Consider the following 18,548-nt stretch of genomic DNA (forward strand, 5'->3'; position numbering starts at 1 on the left):
AGCTATTAGATAAACTTCGCTATTTACAATCTTGTATGTGTCAGAAAATCAGTTATGTTCATTGGTTTGAGGAGATTATGTTTTGTTGACATATTTAACCTTTTTAGAGCTAGTATAACTAGATATGTAAAGTTTTGTATTAGGATTCAACATTTCTGGAATAATATCAATCTTGTGGTGCGGGCATCTTGCCCGCGCTATGGTTGTACTTCATTTAAATGAAATTTGCTGCAATACCAATTGCGAAAACTCAAAGTTTCGATTGTGTTTCACTTCGTTTAACCCAACATACCCATCTATTTCATTTATTATCAATTTTTTACATGTAAATTAGCAAAAAACACACAAAACTGTCGTTTTTATAATAAGATTAATCTTTAAAATATCTGGATTTGATCTCTGCATGTTCAGCGAGGAAACGTTCTATTTCCAAATATGACCATCGTTCTATTTGAAACCCTTTTTTATGTTTCAAATTATCAAGTTTATCGTGTAGAGTAGAGTCGATTACGCCACTTGTCATGATACAAAAACCACCTGCTTCATGGTCTTCTAACATATCACGAATATTTTCAACCTTCTTGCCTGTGAGGGAATTACCGTTACGAAGCAATTTACACTGTACTATCCATTTCACAGCCTTTGGGTCACTATCACTAGATGTGTGAAATATAATATCTCTTCCACCATCACGAGCGCGAGATTTGCCCATTTTATATATTTCAATAGGATTGTGTTTGATTTTCAGGATATCGTAGCAAAGTTCCTCAAATTCTTCATCATTAAGTTGATTCCAAGGGCAGGATATACTTGATTTTGATGTTTTTGTAGTTGTTTCTTTTTGTGTCTCTGTCTGACTTACTGGTTGGAAATTTCTACAGGGAAATAACGCGATATCTTTTTTCTCATATCCAGCAGCAATCATTTGACCTTTAGGGTGAAAAGCAACAGAGTATACTTCGCTATTTATACCTTTAAAAGTATAAATTTTCTTGCCTTCTGTTAAATACCACAGTTTTACTGTTTTATCTTTACTACCACTCACTAACATTTGACCATTGGGACTGAAAGCTACGGATAAAATATCATCGGTATGTCCAGTTAAAGTGGTTATTTTTTGACCAGTTTCTACTTTCCATAATTTAATGGTTTTATCTTTACTGGCACTAGCTAAAATTTTACCATTAGGATGAAAAGCTAGCGAATAGATACCACCAAACCAATCAGAATGTCCGGTCAATGTATGAACTTTTTTTTCAGAGAGATACCAAAGCTTGATGGTTTTATCGTTCCCACTACCACCACTAGCTAGAATATTACCCTTAGGACTAAAAGCCACACATAATACATCATCTTTATGTCCATTAAATGAGGATATTTCTTGTCCTGATGGCATTTTCCATAGTTTGACTGTCTCATCTTTACTAGCACTGGCTAAGAATTTACCATCGGGACTAAAAGCCACACAATAAACTTTTGACTCATGTCCTGCGAGAGTGACAATTTCTTGTTTACTATTTATGTCCCAAAGCTTAATAGTTTTGTCATCGCTGCCACTTGCCAGTATTTTACCATCAGGACTAAAGGCAACAGAATTAACACCTGCGAACCAAGAAGATTTACCGTGTCCATTCAGGATGAAGGACTCTTTGGTAAATAAATTCCAAATTCTGACAGTTTTATCATCACTAGCACTGGCTAACCAACGTCCATCAGGACTAAAGGCCACAGATAAAACTTTGTCGGTATGTCCTTTTAAAAAGCGTGCAGATACCAAATCTTGCATACATACACAATTTTATGGGTTAATAACACAACATGATGATTGAGCCATATTTATTTAACTAGCTTTTATTAGCAGTTGCTAATTTTTGTGGTTGTGTTTGTAAGATGGGAATTTCAATCACAAATTCTGCACCTCCATCTGGTAGTGAATGACAAGACAATTTTCCTTGATGTCTATCAACAATGATTTGGTAACTGATAGATAGACCTAAACCTGTACCTTTACCAACATCTTTAGTTGTGAAGAATGGGTCAAATAATTTAGAAATAATTTCCTCAGAAATTCCTATACCGTTATCAGCAATGCGAATGGAAATGGTGTCATGATTGACAAGTTCAGTGGTAATGTGAATTTCTCTAGATTTGTTTCCTAGTCTTGGGTCTTCTAAAGCATCTATGGCATTACTCAAAATATTCATGAATACTTGGTTTAATTGACCCGGATAACATTCTATCAAAGGTAGGGTGGCATAATTTCTAATCACTGCTATTTCTGGATGATTAGGCTTAGACTTGAGGCGATTATGCAAAATCATTAAGGTACTATCAATACCTTCATGAATATTCACTTCTTTCACTTCTGCTTCATCCAAGCGAGAGAAATTGCGTAAAGAAATGACAATTTCACGAATGCGGTCTGTACCGATTCGCATAGACTTAACGAGTTTCATTAAATCTACTTTGAGAAAATCAAGGTCAATAGCTTCTATTTCTTCTTGAATTTCTAGGGGTGGTTCGGGAAAATGTTCTGCGTATAAATCCAGTAATCTTAAGATATCTTCAATGTATTCGCTAGCTGGTGATAAATTACCATGAATGAAATTCACAGGGTTATTAATTTCATGGGCCACACCAGCTACCATGTTACCTAAAGAAGACATTTTTTCACTGTGAATAAGTTGGATTTGTGTACGCTTCAAGTCTGACAGGGCATTTTGTAAACTAGTGGCTTGCTGTTGCAATAAAATTTCTGCTTGTTTTCGTTCTGTGATATCAGCCGATACACCGAGAATTTGCTTGACTTGGCCATTGTTATTGCGATTAAACACCGTATCTCGGCTGTATAACCAGCACAATTCACCATTAGCCTTTTGCATCCGATATTCAATTTCAACAATTTCACCATCGGCAATAGTGGTTAATTTCTGCCAATGGTCTAAAACTTTCGGTAAATCATCTTTATATGTAACATTGGGAATGAGATTTTCTCCCATGTTTTCAAAGTCGGTTTGACTATAACCAAGGAATTTATATAATTCTTGATTGGCGTAGACGTTACGTTTTTCTTCTAAATCGAAAATGTACAATAGATTAGGTGAAGAATCAGCAATACGCTGAATAAAGTGCTGACTTTCTTGTAGTGCTTGTTCAGATTTTTTTCTGCCAGTAATATCTAAGGTAGTACCGACAATTCGATAAACTTGACCTTCACGATTTTTAAGGGGGTTAAGTGTTGTAATCCACCAACTAGACTGATTATTAATGGTGAGAAATTCTTCATAACTAATGCTAGTTTCTGAATCTATACAACGTTGATAGCGTTGACTAACTTCTTTAGCTTCAACTTCCCCATGAAAGTATTCTAAGGTTTTGCCGGCAATTTCAGCTTGACTAATACCTGAGGCAATTTCAGCAGAAGAATTCCAACTAGCGTAGCGTAATTCACCATTTTCCATGACATCCACAACAAAGATAATTTGAGGAACGCCTTCATAGATAGTGCGGAGAAATTCTTCTTGTTCTTTGAGTTTAGCTAGTGCTTGTTTGCGATCGCGCAATGCTGCCTGTTGTTCGCTAATATCAAATAGACAGCCGTACCATATAATTGCACCGTCAGGTTGTGGTTCTGGTCTGGCTACAGCTTTTACGCTCTTTCTTTCACCAGTGGTAGTTTTAATCCGCCACTCTGACTGATAATTTTCTAAGGTTTGAGCAGACAGAGACATGGCTGATTGGATTTTGGGAATGTCTTGGGGATGAATATAGTTATAGATGAGCGACCCATCAGCTTGTATTTGTTCTGGTTCTATGCCAATGATGTCTCGACATCCAGATGAAGCATAAGGAAAGGATGTTGTACCATCACTAGCTAACCTAAATTCATACAACATGCCTGGCACATTGTCTGCTAGTCTTTTGAGTCTTGCTTCACTTTGATGTAAAGCTATAGTCCGTTCTTGGACTTTAACTTCTAATTCTTCATTTAATTCTCGTAATGAGATTTCTGCTTGTTTACGGGCAGTAATATCTAAGAGTACACCACAAAAAATCATCTCCCCTTGTTCATTTTTAGTTGGTGTTGACTCTCCTTGCCACCAGCGAATTTCACCGTTAGGTTTAATTAGTCTACCTTCATATTTCCAGGGGACATTTTGGGTAATAGCATGATTGATAGAGGCTAAACAGCAGTCAACGTCTTCTGGATGGATGAGTGCGAAAAAGTTATCTAAATCTTCTATAATTTCACTGGTGGTAATTCCTGCTAATTCATAGATAAAGTCGCTAATATAGTCTACTCGCCAGGTGCCATGACTGTTAGTGAATTGGAAAATTGCACCAGGAAGATTATTAGCAATATCTCTCAACCGTCTTTCGCTTTCTGCTAAGGCCATTTCTGCACATTTACGGTTGGTAATCACTTCCGTAAAGATGATGATGCCACCAATTTCCCCATCATCTTGATACCAAGGATGGATTTCCCATTTCAACCAATCTATACTGCCATCTGTATGGTATATTCTATCTTCCTCACAATGTTCAACAGCACCAGCTAAACAACGTTGGTGTATTTCCTGCCAAGACTGGGGAAGATGGGGGAAAATATCATAATGGCAGTGGCCAATTAATTCCCTATCTCCTAAGCGGTAATCTTCTCGCCAACGACGACTGGCAGACAAATAACGCATTTGCTTGTCGAAGATAGCGATCGCTGCCGGTGTATATTCGATAAATAAACTTATCTGCCTATAGTTATGGGAAAGCGGCTGAGAAATTTGGGGTTCCTTGCGCTCTTTCACTACCTGCCGTAATTGTGCTAATTCAGTTTGCAGGGATTCATAGATTGATCGATCTACAGGAATTACATCACAAGTCATAATCTAGTTATTTACCTGGCAAGGGTTGGAGATTGACTGCTTAATTTAGGTTTCCCCAAGTTGGCCAGTAAATAACATTTTTTTACAAAAAATATGTAAATGCTCAGAATTGAGATATGCAATTTACCAACTCAGGGTTAATTGTCGCTGTGCTAAAACCTCTGTGTATAGGTCTTGCAAGCGACTAATATTGTCGCTGAGAGTATAACGCTCTAAAACTCGCTTTCTGGCTTTCTGTCCCAATAAGGTTGTTAATTCTGGGTGGTCTTGAAATAATGGTAACAGGGTTCGCAGTTGCGATCGCACAGTTTTGGTATTGATGACCACTCCAGCCCCCTTTTCTAGCACTTCTCCATCCGCACCCACATCAGTGGCTAAACAAGCTAAACCACATGCCATGGCTTCCAATAAAGATAGAGATAAACCCTCTACTAGAGAAGGTAAAATAAATACATCTGCTCCCCGTAAAATTTCGATGCGGCGTTCTTCACCAGCCACAAATCCTAACCAAATAATGTTGTATTCTGAACCATAAAAAGGCTCTAAGGATGCTCTTAAAGGCCCATCCCCAACCACCAGTAATTTACTATCAGGGCCCAAGTCTGACTGCCTCCAAGCTCTTAACAAAGGCTCGATATTTTTTTCTGGAGCGATACGTCCTTGATAAACAAATAAGCGTTCGGCCCCAAATTCGGTTTTGACTTGAGAATAACCAGGGGAGTATTTAGCTGTGTCTACACCGTTAGGAATAACAGCAATTTTTTCTTCTCTCACACCCATTCGCGCTAATAATTCTCGTTGAATTTGCGAGAAGACAATTACCCGGTCATAATTGTCTAGAAAAGGTGCATATAACTGATAGGCTAAAAGCTGTGTGCCAGAAATTAATTTTGCCCCTTTCCCGGCAAAGGGAGTGTGGAATGTAGCGACGAGGGGTATATTTAATTCTTCACAAATTTCTGGCAGAACAAAATCTAAAGGAGATAAAGTCAAAGAAGCGTGGACGATATCTGGTTGAATGTTGCGGAGGGATTCAGTTAAAACTTTTGTGGCCTTAAATGTGGGAATTGTATAGACCTGAGATTTATAAATGAATGGCAAAGAGACTTCTTGAAAATTGGGCCAGTTATCTGGTTCTGCTTCTTCCTGTGCGAAATGCAAAAAACTGACTTCGTGTCCCCTATCTAACAATCCATTTGTAATTTCTCTACTATAGGTGACATTACCACAAAAGGGAGATTTTTTTCCAATCCAGGCTATTCGCATTCTTTGTTTTGCTCTTTAAAGTCAAGCGGGTTTAACTAGTTTACTATTTGGTACTTAGTCGTTTTATCCCGTTGTACTTGCTGGATTCTTAATTGATTATAGCTGGCCATTTGGTATTCAAAAAGCGATTTATCTTTGTTAGTTAAAACATTGAACTCATGGCTTTTTTAACTACTGTGAATAAGTCGTGTATTTGCTGAATAGAACACAACCAAATTCATGGCTAATTTTTGGCTAATTTTAATTGATCCCAGCAAGTATTTTATAGATTCTCGCTGGACTCAGTTTAGCATAAAAACCCATGATTTTATGCAGCTATTGATTATTTCCAGAGCAATGATTAGTTACGGGAGTTATACCAGGTTAATATACCACCTAAGAAGACAATTACAGCTAATACCAAAAAAACAGCCTTTAAACCAATAAAGGTTTCTGCCACACCTGCCAATGCTAAAGGTAGGGAGAGGGCAATATTAATCACATTATTTTGGAGTCCAAACACTTTACCCCGCATTTCTGGTGGGGTTTCGGATTGAATTGTGGTTTGCATAGGAATACCAACTAAAGAGCCAAAAACGCCTAACCCAGCTACTAAGATTAAATCCATCCATAAATGGGTAGTGAACATAGATAATCCCACCAGCGCCACAGTCATGCCCATGGAACCCCAGAGACTGAGGCGGTTATAGCTAAAGCGTTGACCAAATTGACCCAGTACCCCTGCCCCCAGAGCAATACCAACGCCTCCAGCAGCTAACAAAAAGCCAAATTGCGAGGCTTTCAAGTTAGGAATGATTTCTGCCATTCTCACCGCCAGGACAGTGAGGGCGGCGAAGATGGAAAATAAGATAATTAGTTGTAATAGGGCATTGCGGACGTGGGCATTAGTTTTTAAGTAGCGTAAACCATCCCGGAGGTCTGAGAACACATGGGGAAATTCGGTTTCTGGAGGATGGGGTTTTTCATTGGTTTGCAGAAGGAATAAAATAATTCCAGCGATCGCATAACTACCACCCACTAAAATTTCCTTTCCCAGTCCATCACCGCTGCCAAAGAACTTTAACCATAATTCATCTGCTATCCCTAGTACAGGTTCTCCCACCGCAAAACCAATAATCACCGATGCCATCATGGTTGTGGTGTAGAGAGAATTCGCTGATAGTAAATGCTGTTCTTCCACCACTAACGGAATTGCCGCTTGTTCCGCTGGTGCAAAAAACTGGGTGAGGGTAGAAACTAAAAAAGTCACACCCAAAATAATCAAAAATCCCACAGGTAGTAATCCCACTGGTTGCCAGTTATGGGTAAACCACAATAAAAAGGGAATTCCTAACACGAGAATTCCCCGCCACACATTAGATGCCACCAATACCACTTTTTTCGACCATCGGTCTACAAATACCCCTGCCACAGAACCAAACAACACAGCGGGAATAGTAAAGGCCATCATTAAGGCGGATACCCAACCACTGATACTTTGTTCACTACTTTGAAACTGGCTGTTAATTAAAGCAATCATTAACACCAAATAAACCTTATCAGCCAGTTGGCAGAAAACTTGACCGCCCCACAAAGCTAAGAAATTGGGATTTTTCAACACAGGGAAAAAACCCTTGTTCTTGGTATGAACAGAATTTGATTCATTCCCTGTCCCAGAACCATTGCCTGGTGTTTGCTCCCCTATTAATTCTGCTGGAGCATTAACTTTGCCATTAGTGCCATTAGTAGGAGCAACTATTTCTGCGGCCTTGGGAATCTCCGCAGCAGGTATTTCCGGCTGCCAATCTTTCTCCTGGGAAAACTCGGTGGGAGTCATATCTTGGCTAATCTGACTAGATACAGGGCTGGAAGCAGCAAGGGTCTTGCTAATCTGAGTATCTGCTACCCTATTCTTCTTTTTAGCTGGGGTTGACAAAGTAAGGATTTTAGTATCCAAATCAGACGATTGCATCATGGTTGGCGGCAAAATAGGAATCGATCAAGGTGGCAGAGCGAATGGAGTAGCCAAAGTGATACTGTGCATACTGGCGCAAAATCTGCTCAACAGATAGCCAGCCATCATCTGTAGCTGCTTCTATTTGCATTATCTCTGGTTGGGACAGATATTGAAGCATGAACAGTTGTTTGGCTGTCAAGCGACGAGAAATTATTGGTAATTCTTGTCGATGAACAACGGTTTGATAATCAGGGTTTGAGGCTTGCGGGGTATCAGCAGGATGATTCTGTTGTCCCTGTTTTTCCTTTTGCCTTTCTAAGCGTAAACGTTCCCAGGCTTGTAAACAAACCACTCCACCGGCGGGAATACTCAATCCTACTCGCCAAAAGGGGTTTGTCCAGTCTGGGTGGAGGGGTTGATGGGTTAAGCAACAGGTGTCTAGTTGTGGCGTTAGTCCAGCTAAGGCCAAAAGTTGGAAGACTCCATGGGCTAAATAAGCAACAACATTCCCTACTTCCGTTTTGGATAGACTTTCTATCCTCTGGAGATATTCATTGAGTAATTGAAACAGTTCCTCTTGGGGTTGGTCGCTTAAAGCCTGACACAGAGTAATTTCCGCTAAATATTGACTAGCAGCTAATTTACCCAAATCTTGAGCGAGACCAGGATAGGTTTTAATCGTTTGGGCTTGAGTAATTCTATCAAGCGATCGCCCCTCGGCAATCAACAATTCATTGACGACAAACATCCCACTCCTACCACCCAAACTAGAGTTATGCTTCCTGGCCCCAGGAGCAACAACCCGAACTAGACCGAACTCTTTGGTCAAAATGGTCACTATCCGATCCGACTCCCCAAAAGTTTGAGTTTTAAGATTAATACCAGTTGCTTTATAGGTTCTACTCATAAGTTATTAGTCAGTGGTCAGCCGGAACAAAAAATAACCAAAGACAAATTCAACATGACCAATGACACCAAAACAATAGCTACTCTTTCTTTTGTGGATGATCACGCTGGCGTAACAAGTCTACACTCCTAGAAGTGCCTAATCTCGTAGCGCCCGCCATTATTAAATCTAACGCTTGCGAGAGGGTACGAATCCCACCGGCTGCCTTAATTCCCACTCTGTCCTTGACTATTTCCTTCAAGAAGCGGATATCCTCTACAGACGCGCCACCATGCCAACCTGTACTGGTTTTTAAGAAAGCTGCTCCTGCATCCATAGCTATTTCCGCTAACAACTTTTTCTCTGCATCGGTGAGCAAATTGGTTTCTAAAATGACCTTAACAGGTTTATCAGCTTCTTCACAAATAGTAGCAATTTCCCGATGGACTGCCTCTGTTTTCCCTGCCTTTAACCAGCCTAAATTCACCACCAAGTCTAACTCAGTTGCCCCATTGTCTACCGCTTCTTGGGCTTCATACAACTTTACAGCAGAAGTTGTCGCTCCGCTGGGGAACCCAATCACAGTACAAATCTTGGGTTTCTTGTTGTGCAGCGATTCGGCTGCTTGCTTGACAAAAGCAGGATAGAGACATACAGCCGCAAAATTAAATCTATCTGCTTCTTCACACCAACGCTCCACCTGTTCCGGGGTGACAGTAGGTGACAGGAGTGCGTGGTCAATAAATGGCGCAATATCAATGTCTGGATAGTCTGCTGCCATCGTCGTCTTGTGCCCGTAAATGTTTATTAAACTTTATAAAAAATTAAAACATTTTTTATCTATTAAACCATAGATATTACGAGTTAACCCGGAAATTAGCTCCTTAATCCTTTGTAATATGCTAGATTTTCTGGGTTTTTCACCTTCATACTAGTATTAAAATTAACCTAAAACTATTTATTAATAATTGTTAAGCAATCCAAAATCGATTTAGCCAAAGCTTGAGCGGCCAAGTAGGGAACACCATTACCAATAGTTTTAAACATATGAGTCAGTGACATATTAGCTGGGAGCAGAAAATTTTTCGGTAAAGACTGTATTGCTAAAGCTTCAGCCACAGAAATTCGTCGCAGTTTGTAAGGATGTAAATGTACTTCATTATTACCATAACAAGCTGTAGGAGAATAACGCCATCGATGTAGACGTTTAAAAGATTTTTTAGAATCATCTCCTTCATCAATGGTAGCAAATTTAGTTAGACCGGCTCGTGGTTGAAAATAATGTTCACCATGAGGATGATTAACTACATCATTGGCTCTAAACCAATATTCAACAGTTAATTCTTGAGGAATATTCTCAGGACAAGGCAGAATAGAATCCACTTGAAATGGATGGCTTTTATCCCAAGGATAAGCAAATACTTGTGCTTGAGGATAAACAATATATTTTTCCCACGGAAATTTAAAATTATCTACCATAAACATATCCTGGAAAAAATCTTTTTTAAAACCAATTAAAATAATTCTTTCTCGATTTTGAGGCACACCATATTCCAGAGAATTAATTAACCTATCTGTTAAAATATAACCTGCTTGTTGTAAATTCTTTCGCAGAAAATCATAAAACAAGCGGTGTTTTTTTGTCTTCCATAAACCCTTGACATTCTCAAAAAGAAAGAAATCAGGGGAATTTTGACAAATCAATTCCATATAAGCAGAAGAAATTTGACCATGGTTTCCTAAATGTCCTTTGTTTTTTCCCCCCATGGAAAAATCTGGACAGGGTGGCCCACCAATAAAGCCAATTAGATGATGAGATTTACGGACATCCTGAACTAATTCCTTGAATCTTTGTTGTGCATTTCCTACTATTAATTTGCTAATATCTGCTGCTTCCCCTTGGTGATATCCATACTCAGGAGATGGAAGGTGCATATTTTCCCTGGCATAGCGATACGCATTGAGAAATGGAGGAAATATTTCATTAACATAAGCAATTTTATAGCCAGTGGTTTCAAACCCTAAATCGAGGAAACCAGAACCAGCACAAAAGGAAAATATATAAGGTTGTATACAAAGATTTGCCACTTATATGGTGATAGAAATTATAGAGATAATTGACTATTGAATAAAAAAGCAAAAACGCTAGCCTAAATTGGTGGTAAACGTTTTTGCTTTATTTTGTTATCACTCCATTGTGCAAGGAGTATTTGTGTAATTAACTTAACAATAAGTAGTTTCTTATATTTGGTTTTTACCAAACCTGGGGTGAATGTTACCTCATAAATTGCTTTTTGTCAAATTTATGGTAATTGAGGAAATAAATCTGTGCAGAAATATGACTTGCACCAAGTGAGGAAATAAGTAAAGGTGAGACTATGTGGGCACAGAAACCAACCATCGTTATAGATTAATTATATGGTCTTCTTCTCCAGATGCGGGAAAAAGGAGATTTTTCCTTTAACTTGTTCATTTGGTAGAGAAACTCTGTATGGAAAAACCGGACTTGTACTAGCTCGGTCTCAATAGCAAAGGGTTGGATATGTTTACTTCATCAGAAACTCCTATAATTGCGGCAATTGTGCTGGTAGCGTTCGGCATTTTAGGCTGGGGCTATTATCGCGCTAGACCTTTTGGTAAGCTGGGAATTCTGGCTTGGTTACAGTCAGTAGTCTTGATGGCTCCTTGGTTGCTGTTCTTTGGCTTTTTTGCTGCCGGGATTTATATCAATATTGTTGGGATATTGTTATTGCTGGTCGTTTCTGTCGGTGTATATGTGTTTTTAGGTAGACAGTTACGTGCAGCTGGACAAGATGCCATTCTCAAACAACGGGCTACAGAAAGAATTGCGGCTCAAGAAACTAATGCCACAACTGATACTAATAATCCTGTAGTAGTTGCCGAAGTGAAACTAGAGGCAATACCCATACCAGAAGAAGATTTAAATGGGATTAAGGGCATTTTTGGCATTGACACTTTTTTTGCTACTAAAACCATTGCTTATCAAGAAGGAGCTATTTTCGAGGGGAATTTACGGGGTGAACCGGAACAGGTTCACGATCGCCTCACTAAAAGTTTACAGGCTCGTTTAGGTGATAAATACCGCCTGTTTTTAGTAGAAAATACTGATGGGAAACCAGTGGTAATTGTTCTCCCTAGTCGTAATGACCCCCGTCCGGCCCAGTTACCCCAAAAAGTATTTGCTGTGATTTTGCTCATAGCAACCATCGCTACCAGTTTAGAAGCCTCTGGGTTACTACTGAATTTTGATTTATTGGCAAATCCTGCCAGATTAGCAGAAACTTTACCCATTGGCTTGGGTTTATTTACAATTTTGATTGCCCATGAAATTGGTCATTGGGTCTTAGCCCGTCGTCACCAAGTACGGTTGAGTTGGCCGTTTTTCTTGCCGGCTGTACAAATTGGCTCCTTTGGGGCAATTACTCGATTTGAATCGCTCCTACCTAACCGCAAAGTCTTATTTGATATTGCCTTGGCTGGCCCAGCTTTTGGTGGCATAGTTTCCTTGGTGATGTTGGTGGTGGGGTTGCTCCTATCTCACCCTGGCAGCTTATTTCAATTACCCAATCAGTTTTTCCAAGGCTCTATTTTAGTGGGTAGCTTGGCTAGGGTAGTTCTGGGTTCAGCTTTGCAGTCACCGATGGTGAATATCCATCCTTTGGTGGTGGTTGGTTGGTTGGGCTTGGTAATTACAGCCCTCAATTTAATGCCGGCAGGACAGTTGGATGGAGGGCGCATTGTCCAAGCTATTTATGGCAGAAAAACCGCCGGGAGAGCGACATTTGCCACTTTAATCTTGCTGGGGATTGTATCCTTGGGTAATCCTTTGGCAATGTATTGGGCCTTTGTGATTTTATTCTTACAACGGGATTTAGAGCGTCCCAGTTTGAATGAAATTAGCGAACCTGATGATGCTAGGGCGGCTTTAGGTCTTCTGGCGTTGTTTTTGATGATTACCACCCTGTTACCACTGACTCCGGCTTTGGCTGGACGGTTAGGTATTGGTGGTTAAATACAGTAGGTGACAGTTAATAGATTACACAGTTAAAAGTCTTGTGTTATCTGCTTTTCATCATCTTGACAATGTTCTAAATACCTTGCCTACTGCTATAGCAGTTCAAAATGCAAAATTTAGTTTTGCACTAGACATCTGGTGAAAATGAATGTAGAGACGTTCCGACGGAACGTCTCTACAAGGGTTTCAAAACAAGTACAATTTGATTTTTTGATTTAAGGCTTCCAGCCCAAAAGTAAATTGGGATATTTAGCAGGTGTAGGGAAGATTTGTTGCCAGGTTGCTTGGCGTGTTTCTGCTTTTTCTTGGCTCAGATTCCAGAGGGTTTCATAGAAAAAGAAGGAAACTCCGGCAAAATTGCGCTCCCTGACTTTTTGCACTTGGGTTTGAATCTGTTCCATGGAAATGGAGCGATTTTTCAAGCCAGTTAAAATGCCAATGCTCACAGGAATATGGCTTTTAGCTGCTTTGACTTCTGGATATTCCAATTCCTTGACAAAGACCTTTAAATCATCACGGTATATCTGCAACACTAATTCTTCGATTAATCCCATTCGCTCCCATTTTTGCCAATCTGCTAAAAAGAAGTCGTAGGAAAAACGCTGTGGATTTGGTGCAACGGAGATTAAACAATTTTTATTCACAGTTTTGACGGCTTTAAATACCCGTTCCATAAACTTGGTGATTTTATTAGCACGCCAATTTAACCATTCTCGATCTAAAGGATTTTTGGGTGGGGCTTTTCCTCTATGTTCTTTTCTGTAGAGGGCAACGGTATAGGCATCATAGCCTAATTCTGAAGGCAAGCCGAAGTGGTCATCAAATTGTATCCCGTCAATATCGTAGTTTTTGGCAATTTCTACGATTAAATCCAGGATGAATTGTTGTACATCTGGACGAAAGGGATTGAGCCATACCCGGTCATGTATTCCTTCTTTGACAATTCTGCTGCCGTTACGCCGATTAGTTAGCCATTGGGGGCGATTTTTAGCTAACAGAGAATCAGCAGGGGCCATGAAACCAAATTCAAACCAGGGAATAACTGTTAAGCCGCGCTTGTGTCCTTCCGTGACAATTTCTTGCAGCATATCCCGTCCCTGTAGTCCTGGTGTGGGGTCTAGGGAACGTCCAATCACTTTGGCGGCAACTTGACTAGGATAGAGGGTATAGCCCCAATTCCACACCGCTGGATAAACAGTATTAAAGTTCAGGTCATCTAACTTTTGCAGAGAATTTTGCAGGCGATCGCGTGCAAATAAGACATCACTATCAATATTGGTTAGCCAAACTCCCCTTAACTCGGAGGTTGGTAATCTATTCACGGTGGTTTGAGCATTCAATGGTAAAGACAGCATCATCACTGTCACCATACTCAGAGCTAGTAAAACTCCAAACCAACTGCGCTTAATCCAGCTATAACTATTTCTACTCAAAAATTTTCTACTCATCGGCTACATGATGTAGTAAAAGTCATCCGCTATAGATGTTACATCGGTAGCTGGATCATAAATTCAGTTCCTTGACCTGGTGTAGAATTGACATCAATGATACCTCCATGGGATTCTTCCACAATCTGCCGAGCGATCGCTAAACCCAAACCTGTCCCCTGCTATAACTAGCTTGTTTTCCTATACTGTCGTAATAGTAATACGGTGCTGCCGGAAATCACCCCTGATGCCAGATGGATATCACTGCTGATCAGTTGCCATATAATAAGAAAAGACAGACAGTTTTAATTGCTTTTGTATGAAAATACAGGATTTTTCATGACCACTTATAGTGCAACTTCAGATTGGCAGGTTAATAACTCATTATCTCTTCATCGGTTAGAAAGAGCGATCGCAGTTGCAGGTCAAGAATTTTCCCTGATATTAGCTTGCTGTAATTCCATTCCTAAACAACAGCAAATCACCACATTATTAACAACATCTTCTACTTTAGATATCCAAGCAGTTAACCTATCTCCAGAAACAACAACCCTGTACACAACTATTAACGATTTGCTAGGGCAGACTCAACCGGCAGCATTGATCATCAACGGCTTAGAAGCTGTGGTGGAAATTAATCAGCTGTTGCTCAGTACCAATTTCATCCGCAATGAATTTCCGAAGCGATTTCATTGTCCCATCGTTCTATGGGTCAATGACGAAATTCTGACGAAATTAGTTTGGTTAGCACCAGATTTAAAAAACTGGGCTGCTACTACAATCAGATTTGAGCTTCCTGCTATCCAGCCTGTGTGTCTGGGTACTTAAATTGAGGTGACAGTGACAACAAGGGTATGGGGTCAGAAATTTCTCCCCGTTCCCCCATCAACACCTCAACATTATTTTTTCTTCGGATGGGAAGCATTACGTGGTGGTGGGGAGTCACCGCGAATTTGTTGCCTACCATTAGTGACAACTCGCAGCATTTCTTTGAGGTTATCTTCAATATTTTCTAAGACGTTATCAGCATATTGATCAGCACCATCTTCAATTTCCTTGGCTTGAGCAATAGCAGCTTGACGCATTTCCTCTAGTTCTTGTTGAAGGGCGCGACGTTGACGATCATTTTCTGCTAAGGTCTCTTGCATCATAGCTTCACATTCTTGCTGCACCTTACGTCGCATTTGGTCAGCTTCCCATTCTGCTTGTCTGACAATATCGCTTTCGGCAAGGATTTGCGCTCTTTTTGCTTGGGCAGCTTCTACCACCTGCTGTCCATATTCCTCTGCTTCCAGCAGAATTTCGTCCTTTTGGGCGAGGATTTCTGCGGCTTCTTGAAACACAGATGGTAAAGAAAGACGGATGAAATCCAGTTGTTCTAGGAGCTTATCTTCTTCTACGAGAGTGCGACCTGTTAAGGGAATTCTCAAACTAGAGAGAATCATATCCTCTAGACGGTTCAATTCCTGCTGAAGGTCTACACCTCCCATTTCTTCAGGGTTCCCGTCGTAGGTGTTTCCGTCGGTATATCCTGATGCGGGAGGGGTGTTTCCGTTGTAGTTGGATTCAAGGCTGGAGATTTTTGGTTGTAGCATTGGTATATATCTAGGGCAATGTGTGGGGGAACGAGATGATCGACAGAGCCACCAAACTTTGCAATCTCTTTTACCACACTACTACTCAAAAAACTATACTCATTTGAGGTGGCGAGGAAAACAGTCTCTATTTGAGTAGAAAGAGTTTTATTTGTATGAGCCATTTGTAGCTCAATCTCAAAGTCGGAAACGGCTCTTAAACCTCTGAGCAACACTTGGGCTTGTCGCATCTGGGCATAGTTAACAGTCAGACCATCGAAGCTGTCTACCTCAACATTGGGCAGGTGTGTGGTAGCTGACCGAATTTGTTCTAGTCGCTGTTGCACTGTAAACAATGGGGTTTTGTTAGGATTTCGCAAAACGGCAACTATCACCTGATCAAACAGCCGACTGCTGCGCTGGATGATGTCTAGGTGTCCCAAGGTAATAGGATCAAAGCTACCAGGATAAATGGCAATCACGATTTTAAATTCATGAGAGTAAATTAGGTGTTTTTATTGAAAGCGTTTTATGGATCTTAATCAAATCTAACATCTGGTTTCCCTTGTGGGGCAAGAGTGATAGATGCAAATTTTCAGGTCAGTCTAGATTCAGATTCAACGGTATCGACAAATAGGGGCAGATATTTGTACAGTAAGTAGCGCCTACCGATTGGGCCACTTTTTTACTGACAAGCCTAAACTGCGTAACTAGTCAATCCACTTTCTAGGTGATTTTGCATGGTACTGGATTTTTCGATTTTGCCCTTGGCATTTCAATTTACCTCCCCAGGGCCGATTTTGGTGAAAATTGGGCCAATAGTTATCCGCTGGTATGGCTTATTGATAGCCTCTGCTGTGTTGATTGGTGTCAGCCTGTCCCAGTACCTGGCAAAGCGCCGTCACGTTAATCCAGAGTTGCTGAGTGATTTATCAATTTGGTTGGTAATTGGTGCAATTCCCGCCGCCCGTTTATATTACGTTTTATTTCAATGGTCAGAATATTCCCGTCATCCTGAACGAATTATTGCCATTTGGCAAGGAGGTATTGCCATTCATGGTGCGATTATTGGGGGTGTTTTGGCGGCATTAATCTTTGCCAAATTAAAAAAAGTATCTTTTTGGCAATTAGCGGATTTGGTGGCTCCTTCGCTGATTTTAGGGCAAGCGATCGGTCGTTGGGGTAATTTTTTCAATTCGGAAGCTTTTGGCGCTCCCACTGATTTACCTTGGAAGTTGTACATTCCCCCAGAACGTCGTCCACCCAATTTAGCTAATTTTGAATATTTCCATCCTACTTTTCTCTACGAATCATTGTGGGATGTCATGGTATTTATTCTGCTGCTGACTTTGTTTTTCCGTGCTTTATCTGGGTTGCCAAGATTAAAAGTAGGGTCGCTATTTTTAATTTATTGGGTAGCTTATAGCTTAGGCAGATTTTGGATTGAAGGGTTACGCACAGATAGTTTGATGCTAGGGCCACTGCGTATGGCACAGGTAGTAAGTTTATGTGGTATTAGTTTAGGACTGGCTGGTTTGGCTTGGCTGTACTTGCGGAAGCGTCCTTTACCTGATGTTGTGTCACCATCCCGTGGCGATGGGTTGATGGAGTAGGCATTTGAACTCCTGAAAATAAAAAATGCCCCAGAGTGTTCTCCAGGGCTTAACCAGGGTGCATCTACCACTTCTCTCTACTAGGGAAATAGACATCGTCCGGATAAGTCATGAAAAATGCCAAAAAATTCTTTTGATTATGAGCGTGAGTTCTAATTTCTCTAGCTATGCCTTGGCACCAGCAGTGTATATTGTGGGTGCGGGTCCGGGAGATCCAGATTTATTGACGGTGAAGGGGCAAAAGCTATTAGCTGGGGCTGATGTGATTGTCTTTGCTGATTCCTTAGTACCAGAGCAAATTTTAGAGGTTTGTCGGCCAGATGCAGAAATAATTCCTACGGCAGATAAAACTTTAGAGGAGATTGTACCCATTATGGTGGCTAGGGTGCGATCGCATCAATCTGTAGTCCGTCTTCATTCTGGTGACCCTAGTCTTTATAGTGCTATCCATGAGCAAATACAGCTATTAGCAGAGGCGGAAATTCCCTTTGAGGTAATTCCTGGTATTAGCGCCTTTCAAGCGGCTGCGGCTAAGTTAAAGGTGGAGTTAACTGTACCTGGTTTGGTGCAAACTATCATTCTCAGTCGCATTAGTGGACGGACAGAGGTTCCGACTAGAGAAGAATTAGCTAGTTTAGCAGCACATCAAGCCAGTCTGTGTTTATATTTGAGTGCGCGTCATGTTGACCAAGCACAAGCCAAGTTACTAGAACATTATCCTGGGGATACTCCGGTAGCGATTTGTTTTCGCATCGGCTGGCCTGATGAAAAAATTCATGTAGTACCTTTAACAGAAATGGCCAGTTGTACCCAGGCAGAAAACCTGCTGCGTACTACACTATATTTAATTAGTCCAGCACTCGGGTCAACTGATGGGCGTTCCCGTCTCTACCATCCTGAACACCGTCGTTTATTTCGGGCTGACTAAAA

Annotated in this window: 14 protein-coding genes and 1 pseudogene; 4 read left to right on the forward strand and 11 right to left on the reverse strand. The window is 40.6% G+C overall.

All coding sequences use genetic code 11. The annotated features are described in order from the left end of the window. Positions 1–370: 370 nt before the first annotated feature. The 7 genes from H6G73_RS14910 to H6G73_RS14940 all read right to left on the reverse strand — a co-directional run bounded on the left by H6G73_RS14910 (position 371) and on the right by H6G73_RS14940 (position 11,056). Positions 371–1,786 carry a WD40 domain-containing protein gene (locus H6G73_RS14910; RefSeq protein ID WP_190605787.1) on the reverse strand — a complete coding sequence of 472 codons (1,416 nt, stop codon included), beginning with the start codon at positions 1,784–1,786 and terminating at the stop codon, positions 371–373. Between the two features lie 58 nt (positions 1,787–1,844). Then, a complete protein-coding gene (locus tag H6G73_RS14915; RefSeq protein ID WP_242034210.1) occupies positions 1,845–4,880 on the reverse strand; it encodes a PAS domain S-box protein in 3,036 nt (1,011 codons plus the stop codon). 123 nt (positions 4,881–5,003) lie between these two features. Next, positions 5,004–6,146 carry a glycosyltransferase family 4 protein gene (locus H6G73_RS14920; RefSeq protein ID WP_190605788.1) on the reverse strand — a complete coding sequence of 381 codons (1,143 nt, stop codon included), beginning with the start codon at positions 6,144–6,146 and terminating at the stop codon, positions 5,004–5,006. A gap of 340 nt (positions 6,147–6,486) precedes the next feature. Continuing rightward, the gene (locus tag H6G73_RS14925) at positions 6,487–8,100 is read right to left on the reverse strand and encodes an MFS transporter (RefSeq protein ID WP_190605790.1); all 1,614 of its coding nucleotides are present in this window, start codon (positions 8,098–8,100) and stop codon (positions 6,487–6,489) included. Next, complete coding sequence (recO, locus tag H6G73_RS14930; RefSeq protein WP_190605792.1) at positions 8,084–8,989, reverse strand: DNA repair protein RecO; 906 nt, start codon at positions 8,987–8,989, stop codon at positions 8,084–8,086. Before recO ends, H6G73_RS14925 begins: the two co-directional genes overlap by 17 nt. 79 nt (positions 8,990–9,068) lie before the next feature. Continuing rightward, positions 9,069–9,749, reverse strand: a complete 681-nt coding sequence (gene deoC, locus H6G73_RS14935) for a deoxyribose-phosphate aldolase (protein WP_190605794.1) — start codon at positions 9,747–9,749, stop codon at positions 9,069–9,071. A gap of 173 nt (positions 9,750–9,922) precedes the next feature. Beyond that, complete coding sequence (locus tag H6G73_RS14940; RefSeq protein ID WP_190605796.1) at positions 9,923–11,056, reverse strand: DNA cytosine methyltransferase; 1,134 nt, start codon at positions 11,054–11,056, stop codon at positions 9,923–9,925. Between the two features lie 454 nt (positions 11,057–11,510). Between H6G73_RS14940 and H6G73_RS14945 the strand changes: the two genes are divergently transcribed. Continuing rightward, positions 11,511–13,001, forward strand: coding sequence for a site-2 protease family protein (locus tag H6G73_RS14945; protein ID WP_190605798.1), 1,491 nt, complete (start codon positions 11,511–11,513; stop codon positions 12,999–13,001). 218 nt (positions 13,002–13,219) lie between these two features. Here the strand turns inward: H6G73_RS14945 and H6G73_RS14950 are convergent, their stop codons facing one another. Further along, positions 13,220–14,374 carry a glycoside hydrolase family 10 protein gene (locus tag H6G73_RS14950; RefSeq protein WP_390840151.1) on the reverse strand — a complete coding sequence of 385 codons (1,155 nt, stop codon included), beginning with the start codon at positions 14,372–14,374 and terminating at the stop codon, positions 13,220–13,222. Between the two features lie 116 nt (positions 14,375–14,490). Next, positions 14,491–14,613, reverse strand: a pseudogene (locus tag H6G73_RS14955) (ATP-binding protein); the annotation flags it as partial. A 157-nt stretch (positions 14,614–14,770) separates the two neighbouring features. Here H6G73_RS14955 and H6G73_RS14960 point away from each other — a divergent pair. Beyond that, positions 14,771–15,259, forward strand: a complete 489-nt coding sequence (locus tag H6G73_RS14960) for a hypothetical protein (RefSeq protein WP_190605804.1) — start codon at positions 14,771–14,773, stop codon at positions 15,257–15,259. A 71-nt stretch (positions 15,260–15,330) separates the two neighbouring features. Here H6G73_RS14960 and H6G73_RS14965 read toward each other — a convergent pair whose 3' ends face one another. Together H6G73_RS14965 and coaD are read right to left on the reverse strand one after the other, a co-directional pair. Then, entirely contained in the window at positions 15,331–16,026 is a 696-nt protein-coding gene (locus tag H6G73_RS14965) for a DivIVA domain-containing protein (RefSeq protein ID WP_190605806.1), read from the reverse strand. Beyond that, positions 15,909–16,487 carry a pantetheine-phosphate adenylyltransferase gene (gene coaD / locus H6G73_RS14970; RefSeq protein ID WP_190605809.1) on the reverse strand — a complete coding sequence of 193 codons (579 nt, stop codon included), beginning with the start codon at positions 16,485–16,487 and terminating at the stop codon, positions 15,909–15,911. The genes H6G73_RS14965 and coaD overlap by 118 nt, the downstream gene beginning before the upstream one ends. Before the next feature lie 258 nt (positions 16,488–16,745). On the opposite strand from coaD, the gene lgt reads away from it, so the two are divergent. Beyond that, positions 16,746–17,618, forward strand: coding sequence for a prolipoprotein diacylglyceryl transferase (lgt, locus tag H6G73_RS14975; RefSeq protein WP_190605811.1), 873 nt, complete (start codon positions 16,746–16,748; stop codon positions 17,616–17,618). 139 nt (positions 17,619–17,757) lie between these two features. Next, positions 17,758–18,546: a precorrin-4 C(11)-methyltransferase gene (cobM, locus tag H6G73_RS14980; protein WP_242034211.1), complete on the forward strand. Its 789-nt coding sequence runs from the start codon at positions 17,758–17,760 to the stop codon at positions 18,544–18,546. The last annotated feature ends 2 nt before the right edge of the window (positions 18,547–18,548 follow it).

It is taken from the genome of Richelia sinica FACHB-800, from assembly GCF_014698825.1.
Classification (GTDB): domain Bacteria; phylum Cyanobacteriota; class Cyanobacteriia; order Cyanobacteriales; family Nostocaceae; genus FACHB-800.